The 24,960-nt window shown below is 61.9% G+C and carries 21 protein-coding genes; 4 read left to right on the top strand and 17 right to left on the bottom strand.

Features of this window, described 5'->3' with window-relative positions:
* Positions 1 to 117 precede the first annotated feature (117 nt).
* Positions 118 to 1,578, top strand: coding sequence for a membrane-bound lytic murein transglycosylase MltF (gene mltF, locus AC1MEK_RS06745; protein ID WP_480395488.1), 1,461 nt, complete (start codon positions 118 to 120; stop codon positions 1,576 to 1,578).
* Between the two features lie 821 nt (positions 1,579 to 2,399).
* On the opposite strand, the gene tadA is transcribed toward mltF, so the two are convergent.
* The 6 genes from tadA to AC1MEK_RS06715 all read right to left on the bottom strand — a co-directional run bounded on the left by tadA (position 2,400) and on the right by AC1MEK_RS06715 (position 9,463).
* Positions 2,400 to 2,882, bottom strand: coding sequence for a tRNA adenosine(34) deaminase TadA (gene tadA, locus AC1MEK_RS06740; protein WP_480395487.1), 483 nt, complete (start codon positions 2,880 to 2,882; stop codon positions 2,400 to 2,402).
* Positions 2,882 to 4,255 carry a multicopper oxidase family protein gene (locus AC1MEK_RS06735; RefSeq protein WP_480395486.1) on the bottom strand — a complete coding sequence of 458 codons (1,374 nt, stop codon included), beginning with the start codon at positions 4,253 to 4,255 and terminating at the stop codon, positions 2,882 to 2,884. Before AC1MEK_RS06735 ends, tadA begins: the two co-directional genes overlap by 1 nt.
* Positions 4,256 to 4,783: 528 nt before the next feature.
* Positions 4,784 to 6,361 (bottom strand): glutamine-hydrolyzing GMP synthase, encoded by a 1,578-nt coding sequence (gene guaA, locus AC1MEK_RS06730; protein ID WP_480395485.1) that lies wholly within the window; start codon positions 6,359 to 6,361, stop codon positions 4,784 to 4,786.
* A gap of 100 nt (positions 6,362 to 6,461) precedes the next feature.
* Positions 6,462 to 7,931 carry an IMP dehydrogenase gene (gene guaB / locus AC1MEK_RS06725; protein WP_480395484.1) on the bottom strand — a complete coding sequence of 490 codons (1,470 nt, stop codon included), beginning with the start codon at positions 7,929 to 7,931 and terminating at the stop codon, positions 6,462 to 6,464.
* 126 nt (positions 7,932 to 8,057) lie between these two features.
* Entirely contained in the window at positions 8,058 to 8,606 is a 549-nt protein-coding gene (locus AC1MEK_RS06720) for a sugar ABC transporter ATPase (protein ID WP_480395483.1), read from the bottom strand.
* A 71-nt stretch (positions 8,607 to 8,677) separates the two neighbouring features.
* Positions 8,678 to 9,463: a sulfite exporter TauE/SafE family protein gene (locus tag AC1MEK_RS06715; RefSeq protein ID WP_480395482.1), complete on the bottom strand. Its 786-nt coding sequence runs from the start codon at positions 9,461 to 9,463 to the stop codon at positions 8,678 to 8,680.
* A 206-nt stretch (positions 9,464 to 9,669) separates the two neighbouring features.
* Between AC1MEK_RS06715 and xseA the strand changes: the two genes are divergently transcribed.
* The 3 genes from xseA to leuA all read left to right on the top strand — a co-directional run bounded on the left by xseA (position 9,670) and on the right by leuA (position 14,045).
* Positions 9,670 to 11,049, top strand: coding sequence for an exodeoxyribonuclease VII large subunit (gene xseA, locus AC1MEK_RS06710; protein ID WP_480395666.1), 1,380 nt, complete (start codon positions 9,670 to 9,672; stop codon positions 11,047 to 11,049).
* Between the two features lie 3 nt (positions 11,050 to 11,052).
* Positions 11,053 to 11,895 (top strand): peptidoglycan DD-metalloendopeptidase family protein, encoded by an 843-nt coding sequence (locus AC1MEK_RS06705; protein ID WP_480395481.1) that lies wholly within the window; start codon positions 11,053 to 11,055, stop codon positions 11,893 to 11,895.
* A gap of 467 nt (positions 11,896 to 12,362) precedes the next feature.
* The gene (gene leuA / locus AC1MEK_RS06700) at positions 12,363 to 14,045 is read left to right on the top strand and encodes a 2-isopropylmalate synthase (RefSeq protein ID WP_480395480.1); all 1,683 of its coding nucleotides are present in this window, start codon (positions 12,363 to 12,365) and stop codon (positions 14,043 to 14,045) included.
* A 176-nt stretch (positions 14,046 to 14,221) separates the two neighbouring features.
* Here the strand turns inward: leuA and AC1MEK_RS06695 are convergent, their stop codons facing one another.
* From AC1MEK_RS06695 to pilW, 11 genes are all read right to left on the bottom strand, one after another.
* Positions 14,222 to 14,611 carry a hypothetical protein gene (locus AC1MEK_RS06695; protein ID WP_480395479.1) on the bottom strand — a complete coding sequence of 130 codons (390 nt, stop codon included), beginning with the start codon at positions 14,609 to 14,611 and terminating at the stop codon, positions 14,222 to 14,224.
* A 121-nt stretch (positions 14,612 to 14,732) separates the two neighbouring features.
* Positions 14,733 to 15,173 (bottom strand): hypothetical protein, encoded by a 441-nt coding sequence (locus tag AC1MEK_RS06690; protein ID WP_480395478.1) that lies wholly within the window; start codon positions 15,171 to 15,173, stop codon positions 14,733 to 14,735.
* A gap of 59 nt (positions 15,174 to 15,232) precedes the next feature.
* The gene (locus tag AC1MEK_RS06685; RefSeq protein ID WP_480395477.1) at positions 15,233 to 16,024 is read right to left on the bottom strand and encodes an amidohydrolase; all 792 of its coding nucleotides are present in this window, start codon (positions 16,022 to 16,024) and stop codon (positions 15,233 to 15,235) included.
* Positions 16,012 to 17,160, bottom strand: a complete 1,149-nt coding sequence (locus AC1MEK_RS06680) for a pyridoxal phosphate-dependent aminotransferase (RefSeq protein WP_480395476.1) — start codon at positions 17,158 to 17,160, stop codon at positions 16,012 to 16,014. Before AC1MEK_RS06680 ends, AC1MEK_RS06685 begins: the two co-directional genes overlap by 13 nt.
* A 118-nt stretch (positions 17,161 to 17,278) precedes the next feature.
* Positions 17,279 to 18,751: a ribosome biogenesis GTPase Der gene (gene der, locus AC1MEK_RS06675; protein ID WP_480395475.1), complete on the bottom strand. Its 1,473-nt coding sequence runs from the start codon at positions 18,749 to 18,751 to the stop codon at positions 17,279 to 17,281.
* A gap of 150 nt (positions 18,752 to 18,901) precedes the next feature.
* Positions 18,902 to 20,053, bottom strand: a complete 1,152-nt coding sequence (bamB, locus tag AC1MEK_RS06670) for an outer membrane protein assembly factor BamB (protein WP_480395474.1) — start codon at positions 20,051 to 20,053, stop codon at positions 18,902 to 18,904.
* Positions 20,046 to 20,687, bottom strand: coding sequence for a YfgM family protein (locus AC1MEK_RS06665; RefSeq protein WP_480395473.1), 642 nt, complete (start codon positions 20,685 to 20,687; stop codon positions 20,046 to 20,048). The genes bamB and AC1MEK_RS06665 overlap by 8 nt, the downstream gene beginning before the upstream one ends.
* A gap of 50 nt (positions 20,688 to 20,737) precedes the next feature.
* Positions 20,738 to 22,027: a histidine--tRNA ligase gene (hisS, locus tag AC1MEK_RS06660; protein ID WP_480395472.1), complete on the bottom strand. Its 1,290-nt coding sequence runs from the start codon at positions 22,025 to 22,027 to the stop codon at positions 20,738 to 20,740.
* A 20-nt stretch (positions 22,028 to 22,047) separates the two neighbouring features.
* The gene (gene ispG / locus AC1MEK_RS06655) at positions 22,048 to 23,157 is read right to left on the bottom strand and encodes a flavodoxin-dependent (E)-4-hydroxy-3-methylbut-2-enyl-diphosphate synthase (RefSeq protein WP_480395471.1); all 1,110 of its coding nucleotides are present in this window, start codon (positions 23,155 to 23,157) and stop codon (positions 22,048 to 22,050) included.
* Positions 23,158 to 23,160: 3 nt separating this feature from the next.
* On the bottom strand, positions 23,161 to 24,204 hold the full coding sequence (locus AC1MEK_RS06650; protein ID WP_480395470.1) for a RodZ domain-containing protein: 1,044 nt from the start codon (positions 24,202 to 24,204) through the stop codon (positions 23,161 to 23,163).
* Positions 24,204 to 24,959 carry a type IV pilus biogenesis/stability protein PilW gene (gene pilW / locus AC1MEK_RS06645; RefSeq protein ID WP_480395469.1) on the bottom strand — a complete coding sequence of 252 codons (756 nt, stop codon included), beginning with the start codon at positions 24,957 to 24,959 and terminating at the stop codon, positions 24,204 to 24,206. Before pilW ends, AC1MEK_RS06650 begins: the two co-directional genes overlap by 1 nt.
* Position 24,960: the final 1 nt, after the last annotated feature.

The raw sequence follows: 24,960 nt of genomic DNA, 5'->3' as shown, positions 1-24,960 counted from the left end.
CGAATGTCGGTGTTGCCGATTTGCACGGTCTGCCGGGTAAAAAATTCTATTGCTCTATCAGACGCAATCATTGCTGTCGAGATATGGCGGCAACGGCGCTTTGCGTATACTGCACCGATGTTTTCCCGATCGGATTTCCGCCCACGCTGCGCCAAGTGGCTCATCGCAACCGGAATCTTCCTGCTGCTCGGTGCCTGTGTTGAAAAACCCAACACACTGGAACGAGTCAAGGAGGATGGCGTCCTGCGCGTTGTCACTCGCAACAGCCCGGCCACCTATTTTCAGGATCGCAACGGCGAAACCGGTTTCGAATACGAACTGGTGAAGCGTTTCGCCGACGATCTGGGCGTGGAGCTCAAGATCGAAACCGCCGACAACCTCGATGACCTGTTCGACCAGATGAACAAACCCGGCGGGCCTGTACTGGCGGCAGCCGGGCTGGTCAGCACCGAGAACCGTGCGAAACAGGTGCGCTTCTCGCACTCCTATCTCGAAGTCACCCCGCAGGTCATCTACCGCAACGGCCAGTCGCGCCCCACCGATCCCGGCGATCTGGTGGGCAAGAAGATTCTCGTGCTCAAGGGCAGCAGCCACGCCGAGCAACTGGCGGCGCTGAAGGTCAAGTACCCGGGCATCAACTATGAAGAGTCGGATCAGGTCGAGGTCGTCGACCTGTTGCGCATGGTCGATGAAGGCCAGATCGACCTGACCCTGGTGGACTCCAACGAACTGGCGATGAACCAGGTGTACTTCCCCAACGTGCGCGTCGCCTTCGATCTGGGCGATGGCCGCGACCAGCGCTGGGCCGTCGCGCTGGGCGATGACAACAGCCTGCTCAACGAGATCAACAGCTTCCTCGACAAGATGCAGAAGAACGGCATGCTGCAGCGGCTCAAGGATCGCTATTACGGGCATGTGGACGTTCTGGGCTACGTCGGCGCCTACACCTTCGCCCAGCACCTGCAGGAACGCCTGCCCAAGTACGAGAAACACTTTCAGGCCGCGGCCAAGCAGGAGCAGGTCGACTGGCGGCTGCTGGCGGCGATCGGTTATCAGGAGTCGCTGTGGCAACCGGCGGTCACGTCCAAGACCGGCGTGCGCGGCCTGATGATGCTGACCCAGAGCACGGCGCAGGCCATGGGCGTGTCCAACCGGCTGGACGCCAAGCAGAGCATCCAGGGCGGCGCCAAGTATTTTGCCTACATCAAAGAGCAACTGGATGACTCGATCCAGGAGCCGGATCGCACCTGGCTGGCTCTGGCGTCCTACAACGTCGGCAGCGGGCACCTCGACGACGCGCGCAAGATGGCGGAAAACGAGGGCCTGAACCCGAACAAGTGGCTGGACGTCAAAAAGATGCTGCCGCGTCTTTCCCAGAAGAAGTGGTACAGCAAGACGCGCTACGGTTACGCGCGCGGCGGTGAGCCGGTGAGTTTCGTGGCCAACATCCGGCGCTATTACGACATCCTGACCTGGGTGACCCAGCCGCAATTGGAGGGCAGCCAGGTGGCCGAGGGCAATCTGCATGTGCCGGGGGTGGACAAGACCAAGCCGCCGGAGGATAAGACGCCGCTGTAAGCGGTTTTTGGTTTTGCGTCGATATTGGGATTGGGGTTGCTATCCGGCATCTCGGGTGATGCTGGATTTATGTTCTGGCTAACGCCAGACCTGTTTCGACTTCGTCGAGTTACTTGGAAAAGACACCCAAGTAACCAAGGTGTCTTGCTCCTGGTTTGGCCCCTCCTTCGTCGGGGTACCCTCACTCCGGTCCCGCTCCGTGGGCCCGGCGCGAATGGGCCATCCATGGCCCCGCGCCTCGCGCGGCATCCTGCCGCTTGGTCCACTCCACGAGACCTCCGCTCAGCCTGCACCCAAGTCGCGTTTGGCGGCGTCTGTGAGATTTTCGCATCAAGATCAAAAGCAACGGCAACGGCAACGGCTAGGTGTTATCCGATTTGCTTTTGATTCTGCCCGAAGGGCGTAGCAGCCGGGCTTGCCCGCGGGTCGTCCTCAAGATCGCTCCCGCCGGCAAGCCATGCTGCTACGGGAGCGGCGTGAACCGATCGCTTTTGATTTTGATCTTCGTACGCAAAGCTCCCAGACACCACAAATCGCGACTTGGGTGCAGGCCGAACGCAGGCGATGTGGAGTGGGCCAAGCGGCAGGATGCCGCGCGAGGCGCGGGGCCATGGATGGCCCATTCGCGCCGGGCCCACGGAACATCGCCGGAGTGAGGGAACCTCGACGAAGTCGAGGCCAAACCAGGAGCAGGACACCTTGGTTACTTGGGTGTCTTTTCCAAGTAACTCGGCGAAGCCGAAACAGGTCTGGCGTTAGCCAGAGCCCTTCAGCAGCACCACAAATAACGGATATGCATGCGATCAGAAAAAGGCGGATGCCTAACCCTTCAACCGACGCATTTTGAAAAACTCACTCAACATCGCCCCACACTCCTCCCCCAACACGCCACCCTCGAACAACACCCGATGATTGAGAAACGGCTGGGTAAAGAACTGCCCCTGACTCTGCACCACCCCCGCCTTGGGCTCGGTCGCCCCATACACCACCCGCCCAATCCGCGAATGCACGATCAAACCCGCACACATGCTGCACGGCTCAAGCGTCACATACAGCGTGCTGCCCGGCAGACGGTAATTGCTCAACGCCTGCGCCGCGGCGCGAATCGCCACCATCTCCGCATGCGCACTGGGATCGCTGCCACTGATCGGGCAGTTATAGCCACGACCAATAATCACCCCATCGTGAACCACCACAGCGCCCACCGGTACCTCGCCCAGCATCGCCCCTTCGGCGGCCAAGGCCAGCGCTTCGCGCATGAAATGCTGATCGCGGCTGCGATCAATGATTTGCGGCTGGCGCATTATGAAACCTCGATAGCTGCCATCAGACCGGTCTCCATGTGATCGATCACATGGCAGTGGAACATCCACACGCCGGGATTATCCGCTACCAGCGCAACGCGTGCGCGCTCGTTTCGCCCCAAAAGATAGGTATCGGTGAAATACGGGATGACGTCCTTGCGATTGGACGCGATCACCTTGAAGCTCATGCCATGCAAATGAATGGGATGCTGATACTGAGTCATGTTCTTCAATTCGAAGATGTAACTCTTGCCCTTCGCAAGCTTCGCGATGGGCCGGTCGGCGCAGGTCTTGTCGGTGATGTCCCAGGCCTGGCCGTTGATCTGCCACAGGCTCGGCGGTTTGCCGTTTTCAGTGTTGACCGATATGGCTCCCGCCCATTCGAAGTTGAAATTGAGCTTCTCGGCATTCGCCAGATCCGGTTCGGCCACCGGATTGGCGGGAAGCTCTGGCGGCCACTCGCCGGGCGCCTCGGTACTGGCGACAGAGCGGAAGGTCCCCAGGCGCACCGGGCCATTGCGCAGCGACAATTCCTCCCCGGCAGCAGGCGCCTTGATCGCCAGACAAATACGCATGCCCGGCCCCAGCCAGTAATCCTTGCCCAGCGGCCGCGGTTTGACCGGGTTGCCGTCCAGCGCATAGATCATCGCCTCGGCATCCGGCAGATTCAGCCGGTAGGTCACGGTGTTGTCGAGGTTGAGAATCCGCACCCGCGTGATCTGCCCGGCCGGCAGATCGATCACCCCCTGAGGCACGCCATTGATGGTCGACAGCCGTCCCGCCGTGCCCTCACGCGCCGCCTCACGGATCACGCTGAACTCGGTAAACGCGCCCTGCTCGTCCACATGCCAGCTTTTCAGGCTGACCGTGCGCTCATGCCGGAAGCCGGTAGGCTCACGCTCCTCGACAATCAAGGGCCCCACCAACCCACGCCCCAGCTCCTCGCTGCTGCTCACATGGGGGTGATACCAGTAACTGCCCGCATCCGGCACGCGGAACTTGTAATCGAAATACTCCCCCGGCTTGACCGGCAACTGAGACACATACGGCACGCCGTCCATCTCCAGCGGCAGCCGAATCCCGTGCCAGTGAATCGTCGTCTCCACCGGCAGGTGATTGATGAACCGCACCCGCAACCACTCGCCCTGCCTGACCCGCAACTCAGTCCCGGGCGCCGACCCGCCAAAGGCCCACGCTGGCGTCTTGAAACCGGACACCAACTCGACATCCAGAGGCGCTGCAATCAACTCGAAATCATGCCCCTCTCCCGGCCCCCGCTGCCCCAACCAATAACGCGCAGCCCCGCCGGCGCCCAGCCCGACAACGGTCAGGCCGGCTAAACCTGAGATGAATTGGCGGCGGGTGAAGGACATCGGAAGGGATACCTGTGCAGAAATCGGGAGAGAACAAAGCGCTGGATGAGAGGCTTTGTGAGGGGCGAATACGATACACCTGCGTTTCGGGAAGTTTAAGCGACGGAGAGCTGCGGTATACATCTGGTTGCAATTCCGCAGTCCTCGCCAAGCACGCCAATGCCACGCCTCATGCACACTCGACGGCACAAGTGGCCATTTATGAACGGCAACACAGAACGAATAGAACGTTGGAGCGACTCATGGGACCGCGCAAAAACTCATCAACTCTCCAGAATATCCGCGGGAAGATCATTCCAGAAAGCGGCAAGGACGCAGCATCTACCGATGAGACAGGTCGACCGGAACATGAACGCATTCATATGATGCTCATAGAGGATGCTGTTAACGGATTGGCTGACGTAGCTGCCGGGAACGTGAAGGACGCTCGGAGCGCGATTTCCGCGATAAAGCGCCGCGGTAGCCGGTAGGCCGTACACCAACGCTCAAAACAACAAGGGCGCCTGATGGCGCCCTTGTTGTTTCAGCTTATTCCCACTCAATCGTAGCCGGCGGCTTGCTCGACACGTCGTAGGTCACGCGCGAGATGCCGTCGATTTCGTTGATGATACGGCCGCTGACGGTTTCCAGCAGTTCGTATGGCAGGTGGGCCCAGCGGGCGGTCATGAAGTCGATGGTTTCGACCGCGCGCAGTGCGACGACCCAGGCGTAGCGGCGGCCGTCGCCGACGACGCCGACGGATTTGACCGGCTGGAACACGACGAAGGCCTGGCTGACTTTGTGGTACCAGTCGGCCTTGCGCAGTTCTTCGATGAAGATGTGGTCGGCGCGACGCAGCAGGTCGGCGTATTCCTTCTTCACTTCACCGAGGATCCGCACGCCCAGGCCCGGGCCCGGGAATGGGTGGCGGTAGACCATGTCGTACGGCAGGCCCAGCTCCAGGCCCAGACGGCGCACTTCGTCCTTGAACAGTTCGCGCAGCGGCTCGACCAGTTTCAGGTTCATCTCTTCCGGCAGGCCGCCCACGTTGTGGTGCGACTTGATCACGTGGGCCTTGCCGCTCTTGGCGCCAGCGGACTCGATCACGTCAGGGTAGATGGTGCCCTGGGCCAGGTACTTGATGTTGTGCAGCTTGGCGGACTCGGCATCGAACACGTCGATGAAGGTGCGGCCGATGATCTTGCGCTTCTTCTCCGGGTCGGCTTCGCCTTCCAGGTTGCTGAGGAACTGGTCTTCAGCGTTGGCGCGAATCACTTTGACGCCCATGTTCTCGGCGAACATGGCCATCACTTGCTCGCCTTCGTGCAGGCGCAGCAGGCCGTTGTCGACGAAGACGCAGGTCAGCTGGTCGCCGATGGCCTTGTGCAGCAGCGCGGCAACAACGGAGGAGTCGACACCGCCGGACAGGCCCAGCAGGACGTTGTCGGTACCGACCTGGGCGCGCACCTGAGCGATGGCGTCTTCGGCGATCTTCGACGGGGTCCACAGCGCTTCGCAACCGCAGATGTCGAGCACGAAGCGCGACAGGATGCGACCGCCCTGTTTGGTGTGGGTCACTTCCGGGTGGAACTGCACGCCATAGTAGCCACGGGCGTCGTCGGCCATGCCGGCGATCGGGCAGCTCGGGGTGCTGGCCAGGATGTGGAATTCCTGCGGCAGCTTGGTGACCTTGTCACCGTGGCTCATCCACACGTCCAGACCCAGCAGGCCGTCGGCGTCGACGTGATCTTCGATGCCGTCGAGCAGGCGGCTCTTGCCGACCACGTCGACACGGGCGTAGCCGAACTCACGCAGCTCGGAACCTTCGACCTTGCCGCCCAGCTGCTCGGCCATGGTCTGCATGCCGTAGCAGATGCCGAAGATCGGCACGTTCAGGTCGAACACCGCCTGCGGGCAGCGCGGGCTGTTGGCTTCGTGCACGGACTCGGGGCCACCGGCGAGGATGACGCCTTTGGGGGCGAAGGCGCGGATCGCGTCTTCGTCCATGTCGAACGGGTGCAGTTCGCAGTAGACGCCGATCTCACGCACGCGGCGGGCGATGAGCTGGGTGTACTGGGAACCGAAGTCCAGAATCAGGATGCGGTGGGCGTGAATGTCGAGGGCCATGAGTCATTCTCGTCGTAAATCAGAAACAAGACGGGGCTGTAATCAACAGCCCCGCTACAGAATTCTTGAAACGCGCCCGGTACACCAGGCGCATTTCCAATCACCCTACGCGATAGTTAGGCGCTTCCTTGGTGATCTGCACGTCGTGGACGTGGGATTCGGCCATGCCGGCACCGGTGATGCGGACGAATTCAGGCTTGGTGCGCATTTCCTGAATGTTGGCGCTGCCGGTGTAGCCCATCGAGGAACGCAGGCCGCCCATCAGCTGATGGATGATGGCCGACAGCGAGCCCTTGTAGGCAACGCGACCTTCGATACCTTCCGGCACCAGTTTCTCGGCGCCTGCCGAGGAGTCCTGGAAGTAGCGGTCGGACGAACCTTGCGCCTGGGACATCGCACCCAGCGAACCCATGCCGCGGTAGGCCTTGTAGGAACGGCCCTGGAACAGTTCGATTTCGCCCGGCGCCTCTTCGGTACCGGCGAACATCGAGCCCATCATCACGGCGTAGGCGCCGGCGACGATGGCCTTGGACAGGTCACCGGAGAAGCGGATGCCGCCGTCAGCGATCAGGGGAACGTCGGTGCCTTCCAGCGCGGCAGCCACGTTGGCGACGGCGCTGATTTGCGGAACGCCGACACCGGCAACGATACGGGTGGTGCAGATCGAGCCAGGGCCGATACCGACCTTGACGCCGTCAGCGCCTGCCTCGACCAGTGCACGGGCTGCTTCGCCGGTGGCGATGTTGCCGCCGATGACCTGCACTTCCGGGAAGTTCTCCTTGACCCAGCGAACGCGGTCGATCACGCCTTTGGAGTGGCCGTGGGCGGTGTCGACGACAATCACGTCAACGCCGGCAGCGACCAGTGCGCTGACGCGCTCGCCGGTGTCCTTGCCGGTGCCGACTGCCGCGCCAACACGCAGACGACCCTGGTCATCCTTGCTGGCCAGCGGGTAGGCCTTGGCTTTTTCGATGTCCTTGACGGTCATCATGCCCTTGAGCGCGAACTTGCCGTCGACGATCAGGACTTTTTCCAGACGGTGCTTGTGCAGCAGCTCGCGGACTTCGTTCTTGTCGGCGCCTTCGCGGACGGTGACCAGACGCTCTTTGGGCGTCATCACTTCGCGAACCGGGATGTCCAGACGGTTTTCGAAACGCACGTCACGGGAGGTCACGATGCCGACGAGCTCGCCGTCGTGCAGGACCGGTACGCCGGAAATGTTGTGCAGACGGGTCAATTCGAACAGGTCGCGAACCGTGGCGTCAGCCTCGATGGTGATCGGATCCTTGACCACACCCGCTTCGAACTTCTTGACCTTGCGCACTTCAGCGGCCTGCTGGTCGATGGTCATGTTCTTGTGGATGATGCCGATGCCGCCTTCCTGAGCCATGGCGATGGCCAGACGGGCTTCAGTGACGGTGTCCATAGCGGCGGAAACGAGGGGAATGTTCAGTTCGATGCCACGGGTCAATCGGGTTTTCAGACTGACTTCGTTGGGAAGCACCTCGGAATAACCGGGCACAAGGAGAATGTCGTCGAATGTAAGGGCTTCTTGGCTGATACGCAGCATCGCTGGGCTCCCGAGCGGGAAAATGGAAGCGCGCCATTATACCCAGACACATGGCCTTGCTCAACGTAAAGATCAGCCAATTTGATAATGTTGCCGATAGCCGCCCGCTATCGATTGAAATGCCATTTATAGACGCACTTTGACCCACGCTACTGGTCGGTCCAGCCGCTCGGCGAACTCTTCGAGAAACGCAGGTTTGAAGCCCGCCTCCAACCAGTCGTTAAAGATGAAGCCTAGATTGGAAAAGCCGCACGGATCGAGAAACAGAAAGCCGTTGATGTCATCCTCGAACCGGCATTCAGGGCAGATGAAGTTGTCGGTGTGGCCCGGACTCCATTCTTCCAGGCTGTCGAACAGCGCCTCGCCGATCTCGCGCCGGCACTCGGGGCACCCCGCCTCCTCCTTGAAGCCCTGCTGGGGTGTATAGATGCAGCGCTTGAGCACGATCTCCAGGCCGTTGACCGCCTGGCCAAAGGGAAGCGCATCAGGGTTTTCCACGACCCGCCGCGCACCCGGGGCGATCGCGTAAGCCATGCGATTGAAGCTGCGCCCGCAGGTGCTCAGGGACTCTTCCACCACGTCGAGCTTCACCAGCCAGCGCAGGATCGCTCGCGCCCGGGCTTCGTGGGCCGGGAAGCTGGAGATTTGCGGGACGATGATGCTTTGGGTGTTCATGACGAGCCTGCCACTGAGGTTGAACCGGGCGCGCAGCATAATGCCCGCACCGATCACGTCAAGTATCGCCCTTAACCGGCCAGGTAGCGACCCAGCAGCGTGATGCCGCTGATCAGCACCATCCAGGTCACCAGCCGAACGAACATCTCCCGCGACATGCGCATCACCAGATGCCGCCCCACCCACGAACCTGCGATCATCGCAGGCAGCAGACAGGCTGCCAGCACCAGCAGGGAAATCTGCGCATACACGCCGGTGATCACGAACAGGCTCAGGCGCACGATGGTGCTGCAACTGATCAGCGCATTCTGGGTGGCGCGGGCCTGGCTTTTGTCTGGAAGGCGGCCATTGAGGTAGATCGCATAGAGAAAGCCGCCACTGCCGAACAGCGCACCGAACAGCCCGCCCATCGTGCCCATCAGAACCGACCAGCCGGCCGACAACTGGGTCGGACGCACCTTCACCGCCAGGCTGTACAGCGAATAGCCGATCAGAAACAGGCCCATCAACAACAGCAGCACGTCGGACTTGAGGTTGAGCAGAAACAGCACACCGATGGTGCAGCCCACCGCCATGCACGGCACCATGCGCAGCAGCTCCGAGCGCACCACCGACTGGCGCGATGGCAGCAGATGGCTGAAGGCGGCGAGGAAATCGAGCATCACCAGCAGCGGGATGATCCTTGAGAGCGGCATGAAGTGAATCAACACCGGGCCTGCCACCAATGCAGTGCCGAAGCCTGCGATGGCGAATACCAGATAGGCGGCGATCACCCCTGCTTCTATAAAGAGCCAGTCGAGCGGGGTCAGGCCCAGCTGGTTGAAGGCGTTGGTGATTTCGGTCAGAGCGGCGAGCATTGTGTCCTCCATGGATGAATGGCGGGGCACAGCATACGCGATTGATAGGCGAACACCCTGTAGGAGCGAATTCATTCGCGAAGGAAGAACAGGCGATAGTGATGTGTCGTCTGGTCCATTGTTCGCGAATAAATTCGCTCCTACAGGTCCGCTCGCGCCTTCAAGCAGGTGGTCGCCCCGCCCACAATGCCTTTATCATGCCCGCCATGATCAAAGACCCCTTCGCAAGACTCGGCCTTGACCGGGAAGTCCTCACTGTCAGCCAGCTCAACGGCCGCGCCCGCGTGTTGCTGGAAGATGTGTTCTCCAGCATCTGGGTCGAGGGCGAGATTTCCAATTTGTCGCGTCCGGCCTCCGGGCACGTGTACTTCACCCTCAAGGACAGCGGCGCCCAGGTGCGTTGCGCGCTGTTTCGCAGCAATGCCGCGCGGGTGCGTCAGGCGCTCAAAGATGGCCTGGCGGTCAAGGTGCGCGGCAAGGTCTCGCTGTTCGAAGGGCGCGGCGATTACCAGCTGATTCTCGACACCGTCGAACCGGCAGGCGATGGCGCATTACGTCTGGCGTTCGACGCACTGAAGGAAAAGCTCAACGCCGAAGGCCTGTTCAGCACCGAACGCAAGGTCGCCCTGCCCCTGCATCCGCAACGCATTGGCATCGTCAGCTCGCCCACCGGCGCGGTGATCCGCGACATCATCAGCGTGTTCCGCCGCCGTGCGCCGCAGGTCGAACTAACGCTGATCCCCACTGCTGTGCAGGGCCGCGAAGCCATCGGGCAGATCGTACGTGCCCTGAAAATCGCCGACGCGCGCGGTTTCGACGCGTTGATCCTGGCCCGAGGCGGCGGCTCGCTGGAAGATTTGTGGTGCTTCAACGAAGAGGCCGTGGCCCGCGCCATCGATGCCTGTGTGACGCCCATTGTCAGCGCGGTCGGCCACGAGACCGACGTGTCGATCAGTGACTTCGTCGCCGACGTTCGCGCACCGACGCCTTCGGCCGCCGCCGAGTTGCTGGCCCCGGACTCCAGTGATCTGCATCGACGCGTCGACAGCCTGCAACGGCGGCTGGTCAGCCGCATGCAGGATCGCCTGATGCGCGAGAAGCTGCGCCTGGACGGCATTTCCCGCAGGCTGCGTCATCCGGGCGAGCGGCTGCGTCAGCGCGCCCAGCGTCTGGATGACCTGGACATGCGCATGCGTCGTGCCTTCGAGCAGATGATGCACAAGCGCCAGGTCAGAATGGCCCACCTTGAGAGCCGACTGGCCGCCCAACATCCGGGGCGCACGCTGGCGTTCTTGCGCCAGCGCCTGGACGTCCTGGCCGAACGCCTGCCCCGGGCCATCAAGGAAAACATCAAGACCCGCCGCCTGCAGCTGCAAAGCCAGGTGCAGACGCTGAACGTGGTCAGCCCGCTGGCCACCCTGGGGCGCGGCTACAGCATCCTGCTGGACGAACGCGGTAGGGCCATTCGCAGCGCCGAGCAGACCCATACCGGCCAGCGCCTGACCGCAAAATTGGGCGAAGGCGAATTGCAGGTGCGCGTGGAAGACAACCACCTGACGCCCGTCACCCTTTCTCTTCTGGACTGATCAATGCTGCCTTTTATCTCCCGCTCCCTGTTTGGCGCCGCGCTGACGTTGTGCCTGACGCTCCCGGCTCATGCTGACAGTTACATCTCGCGCCTGCTCAACAAGCCCGTGCCCGGCGGTGTCGCCGTGGTCGATCTGGGCCCCGCCGCGCAAGCGCCCAAGGCCACGTTTCAGGGCAAACCGGTGCTGGTGGTCAAGGATCAGGACGCCCGCTGGCTGGCGATCGTCGGCATCCCGCTGACGGTCAAGGCCGGGACGTCGCAACAGGTCAGCAGCGGTGGGCGGAATCTGCCGTTCAGTGTGGGCAGCAAGAAATACCCTGAGCAGCACATCACCCTGAAGAACCAGCGCCAGGTCAATCCGAACCCGGATGACTTGAAACGCATCGAGCAGGAACTGGACGTTCAGGTCCGCGCCTATCGCACCTTCACGCCGGGTACGCCGAGCAACCTGCTGCTGGATAAACCGGTCGACGGGCCGCTGTCGAGCAAGTTCGGCGTGCGCCGCTTCTTCAATGGCGAGGAGCGCAATCCTCATGCGGGTCTGGACTTCGCGGTGCCAGCCGGCACACCGATCAAGTCGCCGGCCGCGGGCAAGGTGATCCTGATCGGCAACTACTTCTTCAACGGCAACACGGTGTTCGTCGACCATGGCCAAGGCTTCATCAGCATGTTCTGTCACATGTCGAAGATCGATGTGAAGGTCGGCGATGCCGTGCCTCGCGGCGGCGTGGTCGGACGCGTCGGCTCGACCGGCCGCGCCACCGGCCCGCACATGCACTGGAACGTGAGCCTGAACGACGCGCGGGTGGACCCGGCAATCTTTATCAATGCCTTTCAGCCCTGAGAGCGCAGGAACCGTCGAATGGCTCGACACTGGCGTGGGATGTCAAATCTGTAGGAGCGAATTTATTCGCGAAGATTAGTCAGGCGATACATTTGTATCGCCTGACACAGTTTTCGCGAATGAATTCGCTCCTACAGTTCGGAATTGCGCCAGACCAGACATTGCGGAAGACAAAAATGCTCAGCAATAAATAATCTACAAAAAACAAAATACCGCTACAAAATCCCGCCTTACCTGATTTGGCGAAAACTTCTCCCAATTTTTCCCAACTGCTTGCCAGCTTTCACCCCATTGGTTACGGTTGGACCCATGAAAACGTCTCAAACCCTCATCCTGCTGCGTCAACACCGCTGCCTCAGCCTCGTCAGTGCACGACTGCCAGGCTAGATCGCGGTGCCTCGACCTGTTCTGCATCAACACCGGCTGGCCGCCTTCTTTCGGCCCTCAGTACAAAAAGGATTACTCACATGACCATGCTCAACGATCCCTCGAAGAAGTACCGTCCGTTCCCGGTCATCGACCTGCCTGATCGCACCTGGCCTTCCAAGACCATCACCGAAGTGCCGATCTGGTGCAGCTCCGACCTGCGTGACGGCAACCAGTCGCTGATCGAGCCAATGGATTCGGTCAAGAAACTGCGCTTCTGGAAAACCCTGGTGCAGGTTGGCGTGAAAGAAATCGAAGCGTCCTTCCCGGCCGCGTCGCAAACCGACTTCGACTTCGTGCGCACCCTGATCGAAGACGGCCACATCCCGGACGACACCACCATTCAGGTGCTGACCCAGGGCCGGGAAGACCTGATCGCCCGTACTTTCGAATCCCTGCGTGGCGCCAAGAAGGCCATCGTTCACCTGTACAACGCCACGTCGCCGTCCTTCCGTCGCATCGTCTTCAACCAGGACAAGGACGGCATCAAGGCCATCGCGGTCAACGCCGCCAAGCTGTTCGTCAAATACGCCGCCCAGCAGCCGGAAACCCAGTGGCAGTTCGAGTACTCGCCTGAAACCTTCAGCGCCACCGAGCTGGACTTCGCCAAGGAAGTCTGCGACGCCGTGGTCGAAGTGTGGAACGCCACCCCGCAGAACAAGGTGATCCTCAACCTGCCAGCCACCGTTGAAGTGGCCACGCCGAACATCTACGCCGACCAGATCGAGTGGTTCTGCCGCAACATCAACCGTCGTGACAGCGTGATCATCAGCCTGCACACCCACAACGACCGTGGCACCGGCGTTGCCGCCACCGAGCTGGGCCTGATGGCCGGCGCCGACCGCGTCGAAGGCTGCCTGTTCGGCAACGGTGAGCGTACCGGTAACGTCGACCTGGTGACCGTTGCTCTGAACATGTACACCCAGGGCCTGAACCCGCAACTGGACTTCTCCGACATCGACGGCGTGCGCAAGGTCGTTGAAGAGTGCAACCAGATTCCGGTTCACCCACGTCATCCGTACGTCGGCGATCTGGTCCACACCGCGTTCTCCGGCTCGCACCAGGACGCGATCCGCAAGGGCTTCGCCCAGCAGAAAGAAGACGCGCTGTGGGAAGTGCCGTACCTGCCGATCGACCCGGCAGACATCGGCCGCAGCTACGAAGCAGTCATCCGCGTGAACAGCCAGTCCGGCAAGGGCGGCATCACCTACCTGCTGGAACAGGAATACGGCATCTCCCTGCCGCGCCGCATGCAGATCGAGTTCAGCCAGGTGGTTCAGGGCGAAACCGACCGCCTGGGCCTGGAAATGACCGCGCAGCAGATCTACTCGCTGTTCAAGACCGAGTACCTGCAAGCCAACAAGCCGTACGCGCTGGTCAGCCATCGCCTGCAGGAAGAAAACGGCCACAGCGCCGTGGAAGTCGAAGTCACCGGCAAGGGCGACGGCGAGAACAACCTGCACTGGCGCGGCAAGGGCAACGGTGCGCTGGAAGCACTGGTGGCCGGCCTGCCGGTTCCAGTCGAGATCATGGACTACAACGAGCACGCCATCGGCGCGGGCACCACGGCCAAGGCCGCTGCCTACATCGAGCTGCGTGTGAACGGCGAGCGTGCGGTGCACGGCGTGGGTATCGATGAAAACATCACCACCGCCAGCTTTAAGGCGCTGTTCAGCGCGCTGAACCGTGGGTTGATCCAGTCTGAAGTGGCGAAAGCTGCCTGAGCAGACCGCGTACTGTAGGAGCGAATTTATTCGCGATGATGGGACAGGCGATACCTCTATATCGCCTGCCCCGTTTTTCGCGAATGAATTCGCTCCTACAAAGTCGAGATCGGTGAACTCAAATCAAAAGGCCCTGAACGATTGTTTCAGGGCCTTTTTCGTGTGCGCGGGATACCTCAGGCAGTGGTGTTGACGCTGCCTTTCATCAACTCCAGCAACGACGCCTGCAAGGCCATCATCTGCGCGGTGGTTGTAGCAATTTGCTGAGAGATGGCGTTGACCTGCGGCGCCTTTTCCATGTCCGACATCTTGCTGTGCTGCACCGCGGCCAGCTGCTTCTGTTGCTCCTGAAGCTGTTTCTGTACTTCCTTGATCTGCTCCTGGAGCTGCTTGATCATCTGCTCGCGAGTGGTGGTGCCCACGGTCGAAGCCTTCTGCGGCGGCACTGCGGCGGCCAGGTCGGCACTGGCGGTCACCGCTTCGCTCTTGGTCGATTCGTCGTTTTTGAAGCCAACTGAAAAGCCGCTGGAATAGGCCGTCAGTGAACCGGTATTGATGGTGGTCATGATGAACTCCTTGTCTGGTGCAGTCTGTATCGACTTGCTTACAAAGAACTGAAGTCCATTTATCGCGCGCGCACGAAAACACTCCACGGTGTGAACCATGGAGTGTTTTTCCAGAGGTTTATCAGGCGGTGGTGTTGATGCTGCCGGACTTCTGCAGTTGCACCAGGGCCGCTTCCTGGGTCGCCAGCGTGGCGCTGGTGGTGGAAATCTGACCCTGAATGGCCATTACGCGCTGGGATTTTTCCTGCTCGTCACCCTTGCTCGCCTGGGCAGCGGCCAGTTGCTGCTCCTGCTCTTGCAGACGTTTTTCGGTTTCCTTGATCTGCTCCTCGAGCTTCTCGATCGCCTGCTCGCTTTCGCTGGAGGAGTCGGAGCTGCTGCTCGCACCGCCCGCCCCTGCCGCGCCACCGGCGGCGCCGGATGCGGAGGTGGCAGTGGTCGAGGCCGCTGCAGTAGCGGAGGTGTCAGTATCGGCGGCGTCGGTCGTGGTGGTGTCTTTCTTGACCGCGACGGTGAAGCTGCTGGTGTAGGAACTCAATGAGGATGTGCTGATGGTGGTCATACCGATCTCCTGTTTGGGTACAACCGCTATCGACCGCACACCCCGCCAACTCCATGCATTTAGTGTATCTCGAATGTATCAGCGTCGAGATATGCCGGGAATCGCTGGCGGTACGCCGCCAGGCTCTCGGCGGACAGGCTGACATGGAACACGCCGTCCGCTTCGCCGATGTTCAGCAGGCTCTCGCCCTGGAAATCCAGCACCTGGCTGTCGCCGGTGTAGGCAAAACCCTTGCCGTCGGTGCCGATACGGTTCACCGCCGCCACGTAGCACAGGTTCTCGATGGCCCGCGCCGGCAACAGACGGTTCCAGTGCTGGCGCCGGGCCCCGGGCCAGTTGGCGGTGTATAGCAGCAGGTCAGTGTCTTGCGAGCCACGGCTCCAGACCGGGAAACGCAGGTCGTAGCAGATCAGCGGGCGAATCCGCCAGCCCTTGAGCTCGAACTGCACCTGGCGCTCGCCCGGGCTGTAGTGCTCGTGCTCGCCGGCCATGCGAAACAGATGGCGCTTGTCGTAGTGCAACAGCTCGCCATCGGGCCGCGCCCAGAGCAGGCGGTTGCGATGGCTGCCATCGGCAGCGCGGGTTATCACGCTGCCGGTGACTACTGCGTTGATGCGCCGGGCCTGATTGAGCAGCCACTTGGCGGTGATGCCGTGTTCAGGCTCGGCGAGCGCCTCGGAATCCATCGAAAAGCCGGTGGTGAACATCTCCGGCAGGATCACCAGATCGGCGCCCTCGGCCTGGCCGAGCAACTCTTCGAAATGCGCATGGTTGGCCTTGCAGTCGTGCCAGACCAGCGTGGTCTGCACTAAGGCGACGTTCAGGTTGGGCAGTTGACTCAGATCGCGCATAGTTTTTCCGCTGCCTTGAGCAACGTCTCCTCACGCTTGGGAAAGCACAGGCGAATCAGGCGCTGGCCTTCGGGCGGATTCTGGTAGAACACTGAAATCGGGATGCTGGCCACGCCGTGCTCGCGGGTCATCCACAGTGACATCTCGACGTCGTTCAGGTCGGGGCGGATCTTCGAGTAATCCACCAACTGGAAATAGGTGCCGCCCGCGCGGGTGAAGCTGAAGCGCGACGACTCCAGACGGTCGCAGAAGAAATCCCGCTTGGCCTGATAGAACGCCGGCAGCTCTTCGACATGTTCCGGGCACGCGGCCATGAAATCGGCCAGTGCCCATTGCAGCGGCGTCACGCCACAGAAGCCGACGAACTGGTGAATCTTGCGCATCTCGGCGGTCAGCGCGGGCGGTGCCACCAGATAACCGGTTTTCCAGCCGGTCACGTGGTAGGTCTTGCCAAACGAGCTGACCACGAACGCACGCTGATACAGCTCGTCATGGGCCAGCACGCTGGCGTGCTTCACGCCGTCGAACACCAGATGCTCGTAGACCTCGTCGCTGACCAGATAGATGTCGCGGTCACGAATCAGCGCTGCCAGCTTGTCCAGCTCGCTGCGGGTAATCAGCGCGCCACTGGGGTTGTGCGGGCTGTTGATGATGATCATGCGGGTGCGCGGGCTCAGGGCAGCGCTGAGCTTTTCCCAGTCGATGGAAAAGTCGCCGTCCTTGAGCTGCACGTGCACGCAGCGGCCACCGGCCAGTTCCACCGAAGGCTCGTAGCTGTCGTAGCTCGGATCGAACACGATGACTTCATCGCCTGCGCGCACCACGGTCTGGATGGCGCAGAAGATGGCATGGGTGGCGCCGGGCGTGATGGTGATCTCGCTGTCGAGATTGACCTGGCGGCCATAGGAGCGGGCGATCTTGGCCGCCACTTGCTCACGCAGCGCGGGCAGTCCGGCCATTGGCGCGTACTGGTTATGGCCTTCCATCGTGTGGCGGCAGAGGGCTTCACGCAGCGCGTCGGGCCCGTCGAAATCGGGAAAGCCCTGGGAAAGGTTGATCGCCCCGGTTTCGGCGGCAAGCTGGGACATCACGGTGAAAATGGTAGTGCCAACGTTCGGCAATTTGCTGGTGATCATCGGGCCTTCCTGCTCCACACCCAGCCGGGAGCGGCAGGGGAACTTGCAGAATAGCCCGGATTGCAAACACAAAAAAAGGCGCCATTGGCGCCTTTTTCGAAGAAAGTCCGTTACAGAATCAGCGCTTATCCTTGCGCTTCTTCTCGGCCTTCTTGTGGTGCGACATCAAGCGACGCTTCTTGTTGACCTGGCGGTCGGTCAGCGTGTTCTTGTTGCCTTCGTACGGGTTTTCACCGCCCTTGAACTCGATGCGGATCGGCGTACCGACCAGCTTGAGCACGCGCCGGTAGGTGTTTTCCAGGTAGCGCACGTAGGATTTGGGCACCTTCTCGACCTGGTTGCCGTGGATCACGATCAGCGGCGGGTTCGCACCACCGAGGTGAGCGTAACGCAGCTTGATCCGGCGGCCGTTGACCATCGGCGGCTGGTGCTCGCTGATGGCGTCTTCGAGGATCTGGGTCAGGCGGCTGGTCGGCCAGCGGGTGACCGCCGACTTGAACGAAGCCTGCACCGATGCATACAGGTTGCCGACGCCGGTGCCATGCAGCGCGGAGATGAAGTGAATGTCGGCGAAGTCGACGAAGAACAGCCGGCGCTGCAGTTCGGTCTTCACGTAGTCACGTTCGCTCGGCTCCATGCCGTCCCACTTGTTCAGCGCGATGACCAGCGCACGACCGGCCTCCAGCGCGAAGCCCAGCAGGTTGAGGTCATGGTCGACCACGCCTTCGCGGGCGTCCATGACGAAGATCACCACGTTGGCGTCCTTGATCGCCTGCAGCGTCTTGACCACCGAGAACTTCTCGACTTCCTCGTGGATCTTGCCGCGCTTGCGCACACCGGCGGTGTCGATCAGCGTGTACTTTTCCTCGTTGCGCTCGAACGGGATGTAGATACTGTCGCGGGTGGTGCCGGGCTGGTCATAGACGATCACCCGGTCTTCCCCGAGCATGCGGTTGACCAGCGTGGATTTGCCCACGTTGGGACGACCGATGATGGCGATCTTGATGCCGTCTTTCTCGCTCGGGCCAGGAATACGCTTGGCTTCTTCGCCTTCAGCGACGTCTTCCAGCTCGCCCTCTTCGGCCTCGGCGTCAGCATCCTTGGGGAACTGGTTGAGGGTGATTTCCAGCATCTGCGAGATGCCACGGCCGTGAGCACCGGCGATCGGGATCGCATCGCCCATGCCCAGTGGCGCGAACTCGGCGCGGGCCATGTCCGGGTCGATGTTGTCGACCTTGTTGGCGATCACGTAGGAGGTCTTGTTGCGCTTGCGCAGGTGCTCGCCGATCATCTGGTCGGCGGCGGTGAAGCCGGCCTTGGCGTCGACCAGGAACAGCACGACATCGGCTTCCTCGATCGCCAGCAGCGACTGCTCGGCCATCTTTTCGTCCATGCCGTGCTCGTCACCGGAAATACCGCCGGTGTCGATGACAATGTAGGAACGCCCTTGCCACTTGGCCTCACCGTACTGGCGATCGCGGGTCAGACCGGACAAGTCGCCGACGATGGCGTCGCGACTCCTGGTCAGGCGGTTGAACAAGGTGGACTTGCCGACGTTCGGTCGACCCACCAGGGCGATTACGGGAACCATGCGGCTCTCCACTTCGTTATTTCAGAAAATACAAAAGCCGCTGCAAGGCAGCGGCCGGAGTTCGGAGCGGCACTCAAGGCGCCGCAAGCCCCGCCAGGCGGGGCCGCAAGGGGATTGCCGAGCAACGGCTTCCCCAAGCGTAGACAACCATCACTTGATCGACAGCGCTTCCAGCTTGCCGCTGTTGCCGAAGACGTAAATGGTGTTGCCCGAGACCAGCGGACGGGCGCGCAGGCCGTCACCGTCGATCTTTTCACGGGCGACGAAGTGACCATCGACCTGGCTGAGCAGGTGCAGATAGCCTTCCATGTCGCCCACAGCCACGTAGCTGGAGAACACTTCCGGCGAGCCCAGCTGGCGGCGGGCCAGTTGGTCGTTGCTCCACAGCGCGGTGGACGAACGCTCGTCGACGCCTTCCACGGTGCCGCTGGCCAGCGACACGTAGACGCTGCCGAAGCCCTGGGCAACGCCCGAGTAGCTCGACGCATCACGCTGCCACAGGATGCGACCGCTCTGCAGATCCAGGCCCGCTACGCGGCCCTGGTAGGTGGCGACGTACAGGGTGCTGCCGGACAACAGCAGGCCACCGTCGATGTCGACCACGCGATCAAGCTCCGAGCGACCTTGTGGAATCGCCACGCGCTGCTCCCAGACCGGCACGCCGTTGCTGGTGTCCAGCGCCACGACCTTGCCGGTGGACAGGCCGGCAACCGCCAGCTGACCGGTCACGATCGGTGCGCCAGTGCCGCGCAGGGTCAGTACCGCCGGGCTGCTATCGTAGATCCAGCGCTGATTGCCGGTGGCCGCGTCGTAACCGATGACCTTATCGTCCTGGGTCTGGGCAACGACCACGTCGCCGTTGGTCGCAGGTGCTGCGAGCACCTCGCTGGTGGCCTTGGCCTTCCACTTCTGCTCGCCGGTGGACTGGTCCAGCACGATCACTTCGCCACGCAGGGTGCCGAGCATGATCATGCCCGAACCTACGCCCACGGCGCCGGAAACAGGCTGTTCGAGTTCTTTCTTCCACAGCACGTAGCCGTTGCTGCGGTCGATGGCCATGACCAGACCGTTGGCGTCGGCAGCGTAGATGTGCTCGCCGTCGATGGCCGGAACCAGGATGTTGTAGATGTCGCCCTGGCCGTCACCGACCGAGCGGCTCCACAGCTTCTGCAAGGTCACTTCCTGTTTGAAGTCGACCAGTTCCGCCGGAGGCAATTCCTTTTTGCTGTTGCTGCTGCAACCCGCGGCCAGAACGACCAGAGCCAGCACTGCCGCATGTTTCCAACGAATCACGTCACGCATCCCCTTTCGCCAGGTCGTCGAGCTTCATTTGCAGGCCGCCCACCGCCGATTGCTCGGACAGTGCAGCCTTGGCCTTCTTGTATGCAGCGTAGGCATCGTCGGTACGACCCAGCTGAACCAGCAGGTCGCCACGCAGTTCTTCACGGCTGGCGGCAAAGGCCTTGTCGGCGTCGCCGTCGAGCAGTTTCAGCGCTTCATCAGCCTTGTTCTGCGCAGCCAGTACACGGGCCAGACGCTGACGGGCGATTTCGCCCAGGGTCGGGTTGGCCGGCTTGGCGTTGATTGCCTTCAGCTCGTTGGCGGCGTCGTCCAGCTTGCCAGTATCGACCGCGACCTTGGCCACGAACAGGCTGCCGTACTGCGCGTAGGCGGTACCGCCGAACTCGCTTTTGAGCTTGCCGGCGATCTCGGCGACCTGGCCGGCATCGGCCTGGCCGCTCGGCGTCAGGGCCGTTTCCAGCAACTGCTGGTACAGCGCCGAAGCGCCTTGCGCCTGGTTGTTCTGATAGCGGTGCCAGGCCTGCCAGCCCAGCACAACGATCACTGCCAGCAGACCACCGGTAACCAGGGGCTTGCCGTTACGCTGCCACCAGTCCTTGACCGCTGCCAGTTGTTCTTCATCGCTACTCGACACCCCAATACTCCTATTCGCTGATGCTGCTTTTTATCAGGCTTGGCCCGGCTTCAACCCTGCGCAACGCAGGTGGCCAGATGCTCGGACAGAGCATCCCAGGCAATGGTTTGTTGTTCGCCCTGACCGCGCAGAGGCTTGACGCCCACTTCCTTGCGCGCCAGTTCTTCGTCGCCCAGGATCAGCGCATACAGCGCGCCGCTCTTGTCAGCCTTCTTGAATTGGCTCTTGAAGCTGCCGGCGCCGGCGTTGACCTGCAGGCGCAGGTTCGGCGCCTGGTCACGCAGGCGCTCGGACAACGCCAGTGCAGCCAGTTCGGCCGCTTCGCCAAAGGCGCAGACATAGACGTCGATGGTGCGGGAAATTTCTTCAGGCACCTGCTCCAGGGTTTCAAGCAGCAGGACCAAGCGCTCGATGCCCATGGCGAAACCGACGCCAGCGGTCGGCTTGCCGCCCATCTGCTCGACCAGACCGTCATAACGGCCGCCCGCGCAGACCGTGCCCTGGGCGCCGAGCTGGTCGGTGACCCATTCGAAAACGGTCTTGCTGTAGTAATCCAGGCCGCGCACCAGCTTGGGATTGATCACGTACGGAATGCCCGCCGCGTCCAGGCGCGCCTTGAGGCCTTCGAAGTGAACGCGGGACTCTTCGTCCAGGTAATCCGCCAGTTTCGGCGCATCGACCAGCACGGCCTGGGTTTCAGGGTGCTTGGTGTCGAGCACGCGCAGCGGGTTGGTCTTCAGGCGACGCTGGCTGTCTTCATCCAGCTGGTCGTGGCGAGCCGACAGGTACTCGACCAGCGCTTCGCGATAAGTGGCGCGGGCGGCGCTGGTGCCCAGGCTGTTGAGCTCCAGCTTGACCGCGTTGCGGATGCCCAGCAGGCCCCACAGGCGCCAGGTCAGCACGATCAGCTCGGCATCGATGTCCGGACCGTCGAGGTTGAACACTTCGCAGCCGATCTGGTGGAACTGGCGATAGCGGCCTTTCTGCGGACGCTCGTGGCGGAACATCGGGCCGATGTACCACAGCTTCTGCACCTGGCCACCGCCGGTGATGCCGTGCTCCAGCACCGCGCGTACGCAGGCCGCCGTGCCTTCCGGGCGCAGGGTCAGCGAGTCGCCGTTGCGGTCGGCGAAGGTATACATCTCTTTCTCGACGATGTCGGTGACTTCGCCGATGGAACGCTTGAACAGGTCGGTGAACTCGACGATCGGCATGCGGATCTGGCGATAACCGTAGTTATCCAAGAGACCGGCCACGGTGCCTTCGAAATAGCGCCACAGCGGGGTCTGCTCCGGCAGGATGTCGTTCATGCCACGAATGGCTTGCAGGGACTTACTCACAAATATTCCTTGAAAACGGGTTAGCCGCGAACGATCAGCGCTGCGTCGGCCTGGACCTTTTCGGCCGCTTTCTCGCGGATCAGGCGTTCAAGCTCGTCCACGAGATTGTCATTGGTCAGCTTTTGCGACGGTTTGCCATCGATGTAGATCAGGTTCGGCGTACCGCCGGTGAGGCCGACATGGGCCTCCTTGGCTTCGCCCGGACCGTTCACCACACAACCGATCACCGCCACATCGAGCGGAACCAGCAGATCTTCAAGGCGCCCTTCCAGCTCGTTCATGGTCTTGACCACATCGAAATTCTGCCGCGAGCAGCTCGGGCAGGCGATGAAGTTGATGCCACGGGAACGCAGGTGCAGCGACTTGAGGATGTCGTAGCCGACTTTCACTTCCTCGACCGGATCGGCGGCCAGCGAGATACGGATGGTATCGCCGATGCCTTCGGCCAGCAGCATACCTAGGCCGACGGCCGATTTCACCGTGCCTGAACGCAAACCACCGGCTTCGGTGATCCCTAAGTGCAGCGGCTGGATGATTTGCTTGGCCAGCAGGCGATAGGCTTCGACCGCCATGAACACGTCGGAGGCCTTGACGCTGACCTTGAAGTCCTGGAAATCCAGGCGGTCCAGGTGCTCGACATGGCGCAGCGCGGACTCGACCAGCGCGGCCGGGGTCGGTTCGCCGTACTTCTTCTGCAGGTCCTTTTCCAGCGAGCCTGCGTTGACGCCGATGCGGATCGGAATGCCACGATCACGGGCGGCATCGACCACCGCGCGCACGCGGTCTTCGCGGCCGATGTTGCCCGGGTTGATGCGCAGGCAGTCCACACCGAGTTCAGCCACGCGCAGGGCGATCTTGTAGTCGAAGTGGATGTCGGCGACCAGCGGCACCTTGACCAGTTGCTTGATACGACCGAACGCCTCGGCGGCGTCCATGTCCGGAACGGAAACGCGGACGATGTCCACGCCAGCGGCTTCCAGACGGTTGATCTGCGCCACCGTGGCGGCCACATCGTTGGTGTCGCTGTTGGTCATGCTCTGTACTGCGATGGGCGCATCACCGCCAACCGGCACCGAGCCGACCCAGATTTTACGAGATTCGCGACGCTTGATCGGAGATTCGCCGTGCATGAGTTATTGCCCCAGCTTCATACGGGCGGTCTGGCCCGAGGTGAATGGTGCGACGTCCACGGGCTGTCCGTTGTAGCTCACTTGCGCGGCACGGGCGACGCCCAGGCGCAGCGCCAGAGGCGGCTTGCCGCTGACGTCGATACTGTCGCCGCTGCGTTTCAGGCCACTGGTCAGAACCTTGCCGTTGGCGTCGGTGACCTGGAACCAGCAATCGGCGGTGAACTGGATCTGTACCTGACCGAAACCGGCCGGGGTCGGCGCGGCTTCTACAGGCGCCGGAGCCTGGACAGCGGCTTGTGCCGGTGCCGTCGCGGTGACCGGTGCCGTCGGCACTGCCGTGGTGTGCGCAGGCGCAGTCGGTGCGGCCGGATTGGCCACGCTGCCGTGGGCCGGCGCGGTAGCGGTGGCCGCAGCGTTGACCGACGGCGCTGGTGCAGCTGGCGCTACCGGTGCGGTCGCAGCCGGTGCAGCAGGCTCGGCATTGTTCAGCGGCAGTGGCGCGGTGGTGCTGCTCTGCCCCTCGGCGACGGCCTGGTCCTCCGGCTCGTCAAGCGGGTGAATCTGGGTGGTGCCGTCAGCGCTTTCGACTTCGACGTGTTCCATGCCCAGGCTGGTCGGTTCCTTGCCGCGCAGGGTGGCCTGATCTTGCCACCAGACGAAGCCGCCACCGATCAGCGCCACCAGCAGCAACAGACTGACGATGCGCAGGATATTGTGGGACAGACGCACGGGCTCTTCGATGCGGCCCAGGGCGTGGACGTTGCTGCCCTTGCCGTCGGTGCCGGTGTACTGGTCGAATTCGTTGACCAGCGCTGCCTGATCCAGGCCCAGCAGTTTCGCGTAGGCACGGATATAGCCCCGGGCAAAGGTATGGCCGGGAAGCTTGTCAAAGTCGCCCGATTCCACATAACCCAGGGAAGTCGAGGTGAGGTTCAGCCTCAAAGCCACATCAGGCAGCGACCAGTTTCTGCTCTCGCGAGCCTGGCGCAGGGTTTCACCAGGGTTCGTGCGAGTGGCTGCTACAACTTCGGGATGCGCCGCTTTCATCATTGCTCCGACAGGTATTGCTGATATTCCGGCGTACCGGGATAGAGTCTTTTAAGTTGCAGGCCATAACTGGCTGCCTTGTTGCGATCGTCATAGATCTTCGCCAACCGGGTGCCGAGCAACAGACTGCGGGCATTCTGCTCGCTGAGCTGGCTGAAACGGTCGTAGTAATCACGCGCCGGCACATAATGCCTGTCTTCGTAAGACAACTCAGCCATTTCCAGCAAAGCGCGCGGTTGTTGACGATCGAGCCTCAAGGCCTTGTTGAACAGCTCAAGCGCATTTGCACGGTCGTTGAGCTTGAGCGCGGTCATCCCCAGGTTTTCGAAAACCCTGGCGCGCTCGGTGTAGAGGTTATCATCGGCGGCCTGTTCAAAGCGCTCGTAAGCTTCCTTGTAGCGCTTCTGCTCGTAAAGGAAGCCGCCGTAATTGTTGAGGATTCGTGCGTCCTTGGGCCGGGACGACAGCGCCTTGCTGTAATACTGATCGGCCAGCGCCGGCTCCAGTTCGGTCTGGAACACCAGCGCCAGGGCCGCGTTGGCATCGGCGTCCGAGCCGTCCAGCTCCAGGGCCTTCTTCAGCGGCGCCTTGGCCCGCTCGGTCTGACCCTGTTGCAGATACCCCAGGCCCAGTTGCACATACGCCTGGCGCGCCTCGTCACGACCCTTGCTGGTGCTCAGGGGATCGACATTGCCGGTGGAGACACAACCGGCCATCAAGGTGACAAGACACAGCAGCGCAGCGCGCAGGGACATA

The organism is Pseudomonas sp. 2, assembly GCF_056627435.1.
The sequence above is the reverse complement of the archived record's forward strand: the minus strand, read 5'-3'. Positions and strand labels throughout refer to the sequence as shown.

What these genes read in the sequence shown, in the direction of transcription:
- mltF (WP_480395488.1), top strand. Translation starts at nt 118, where the DNA reads ATGTTTTCCCGATCGGATTTCCGCCCACGCTGCGCCAAGTGGCTCATC.
- tadA (WP_480395487.1), bottom strand. Translation starts at nt 2,882, where the DNA reads ATGCGCCAGCCGCAAATCATTGATCGCAGCCGCGATCAGCATTTCATG.
- AC1MEK_RS06735 (WP_480395486.1), bottom strand. Translation starts at nt 4,255, where the DNA reads ATGTCCTTCACCCGCCGCCAATTCATCTCAGGTTTAGCCGGCCTGACC.
- guaA (WP_480395485.1), bottom strand. Translation starts at nt 6,361, where the DNA reads ATGGCCCTCGACATTCACGCCCACCGCATCCTGATTCTGGACTTCGGT.
- guaB (WP_480395484.1), bottom strand. Translation starts at nt 7,931, where the DNA reads ATGCTGCGTATCAGCCAAGAAGCCCTTACATTCGACGACATTCTCCTT.
- AC1MEK_RS06720 (WP_480395483.1), bottom strand. Translation starts at nt 8,606, where the DNA reads ATGAACACCCAAAGCATCATCGTCCCGCAAATCTCCAGCTTCCCGGCC.
- AC1MEK_RS06715 (WP_480395482.1), bottom strand. Translation starts at nt 9,463, where the DNA reads ATGCTCGCCGCTCTGACCGAAATCACCAACGCCTTCAACCAGCTGGGC.
- xseA (WP_480395666.1), top strand. Translation starts at nt 9,670, where the DNA reads ATGATCAAAGACCCCTTCGCAAGACTCGGCCTTGACCGGGAAGTCCTC.
- AC1MEK_RS06705 (WP_480395481.1), top strand. Translation starts at nt 11,053, where the DNA reads ATGCTGCCTTTTATCTCCCGCTCCCTGTTTGGCGCCGCGCTGACGTTG.
- leuA (WP_480395480.1), top strand. Translation starts at nt 12,363, where the DNA reads ATGACCATGCTCAACGATCCCTCGAAGAAGTACCGTCCGTTCCCGGTC.
- AC1MEK_RS06695 (WP_480395479.1), bottom strand. Translation starts at nt 14,611, where the DNA reads ATGACCACCATCAATACCGGTTCACTGACGGCCTATTCCAGCGGCTTT.
- AC1MEK_RS06690 (WP_480395478.1), bottom strand. Translation starts at nt 15,173, where the DNA reads ATGACCACCATCAGCACATCCTCATTGAGTTCCTACACCAGCAGCTTC.
- AC1MEK_RS06685 (WP_480395477.1), bottom strand. Translation starts at nt 16,024, where the DNA reads ATGCGCGATCTGAGTCAACTGCCCAACCTGAACGTCGCCTTAGTGCAG.
- AC1MEK_RS06680 (WP_480395476.1), bottom strand. Translation starts at nt 17,160, where the DNA reads ATGATCACCAGCAAATTGCCGAACGTTGGCACTACCATTTTCACCGTG.
- der (WP_480395475.1), bottom strand. Translation starts at nt 18,751, where the DNA reads ATGGTTCCCGTAATCGCCCTGGTGGGTCGACCGAACGTCGGCAAGTCC.
- bamB (WP_480395474.1), bottom strand. Translation starts at nt 20,053, where the DNA reads ATGCGTGACGTGATTCGTTGGAAACATGCGGCAGTGCTGGCTCTGGTC.
- ispG (WP_480395471.1), bottom strand. Translation starts at nt 23,157, where the DNA reads ATGCACGGCGAATCTCCGATCAAGCGTCGCGAATCTCGTAAAATCTGG.
- AC1MEK_RS06650 (WP_480395470.1), bottom strand. Translation starts at nt 24,204, where the DNA reads ATGAAAGCGGCGCATCCCGAAGTTGTAGCAGCCACTCGCACGAACCCT.
- pilW (WP_480395469.1), bottom strand. Translation starts at nt 24,959, where the DNA reads ATGTCCCTGCGCGCTGCGCTGCTGTGTCTTGTCACCTTGATGGCCGGT.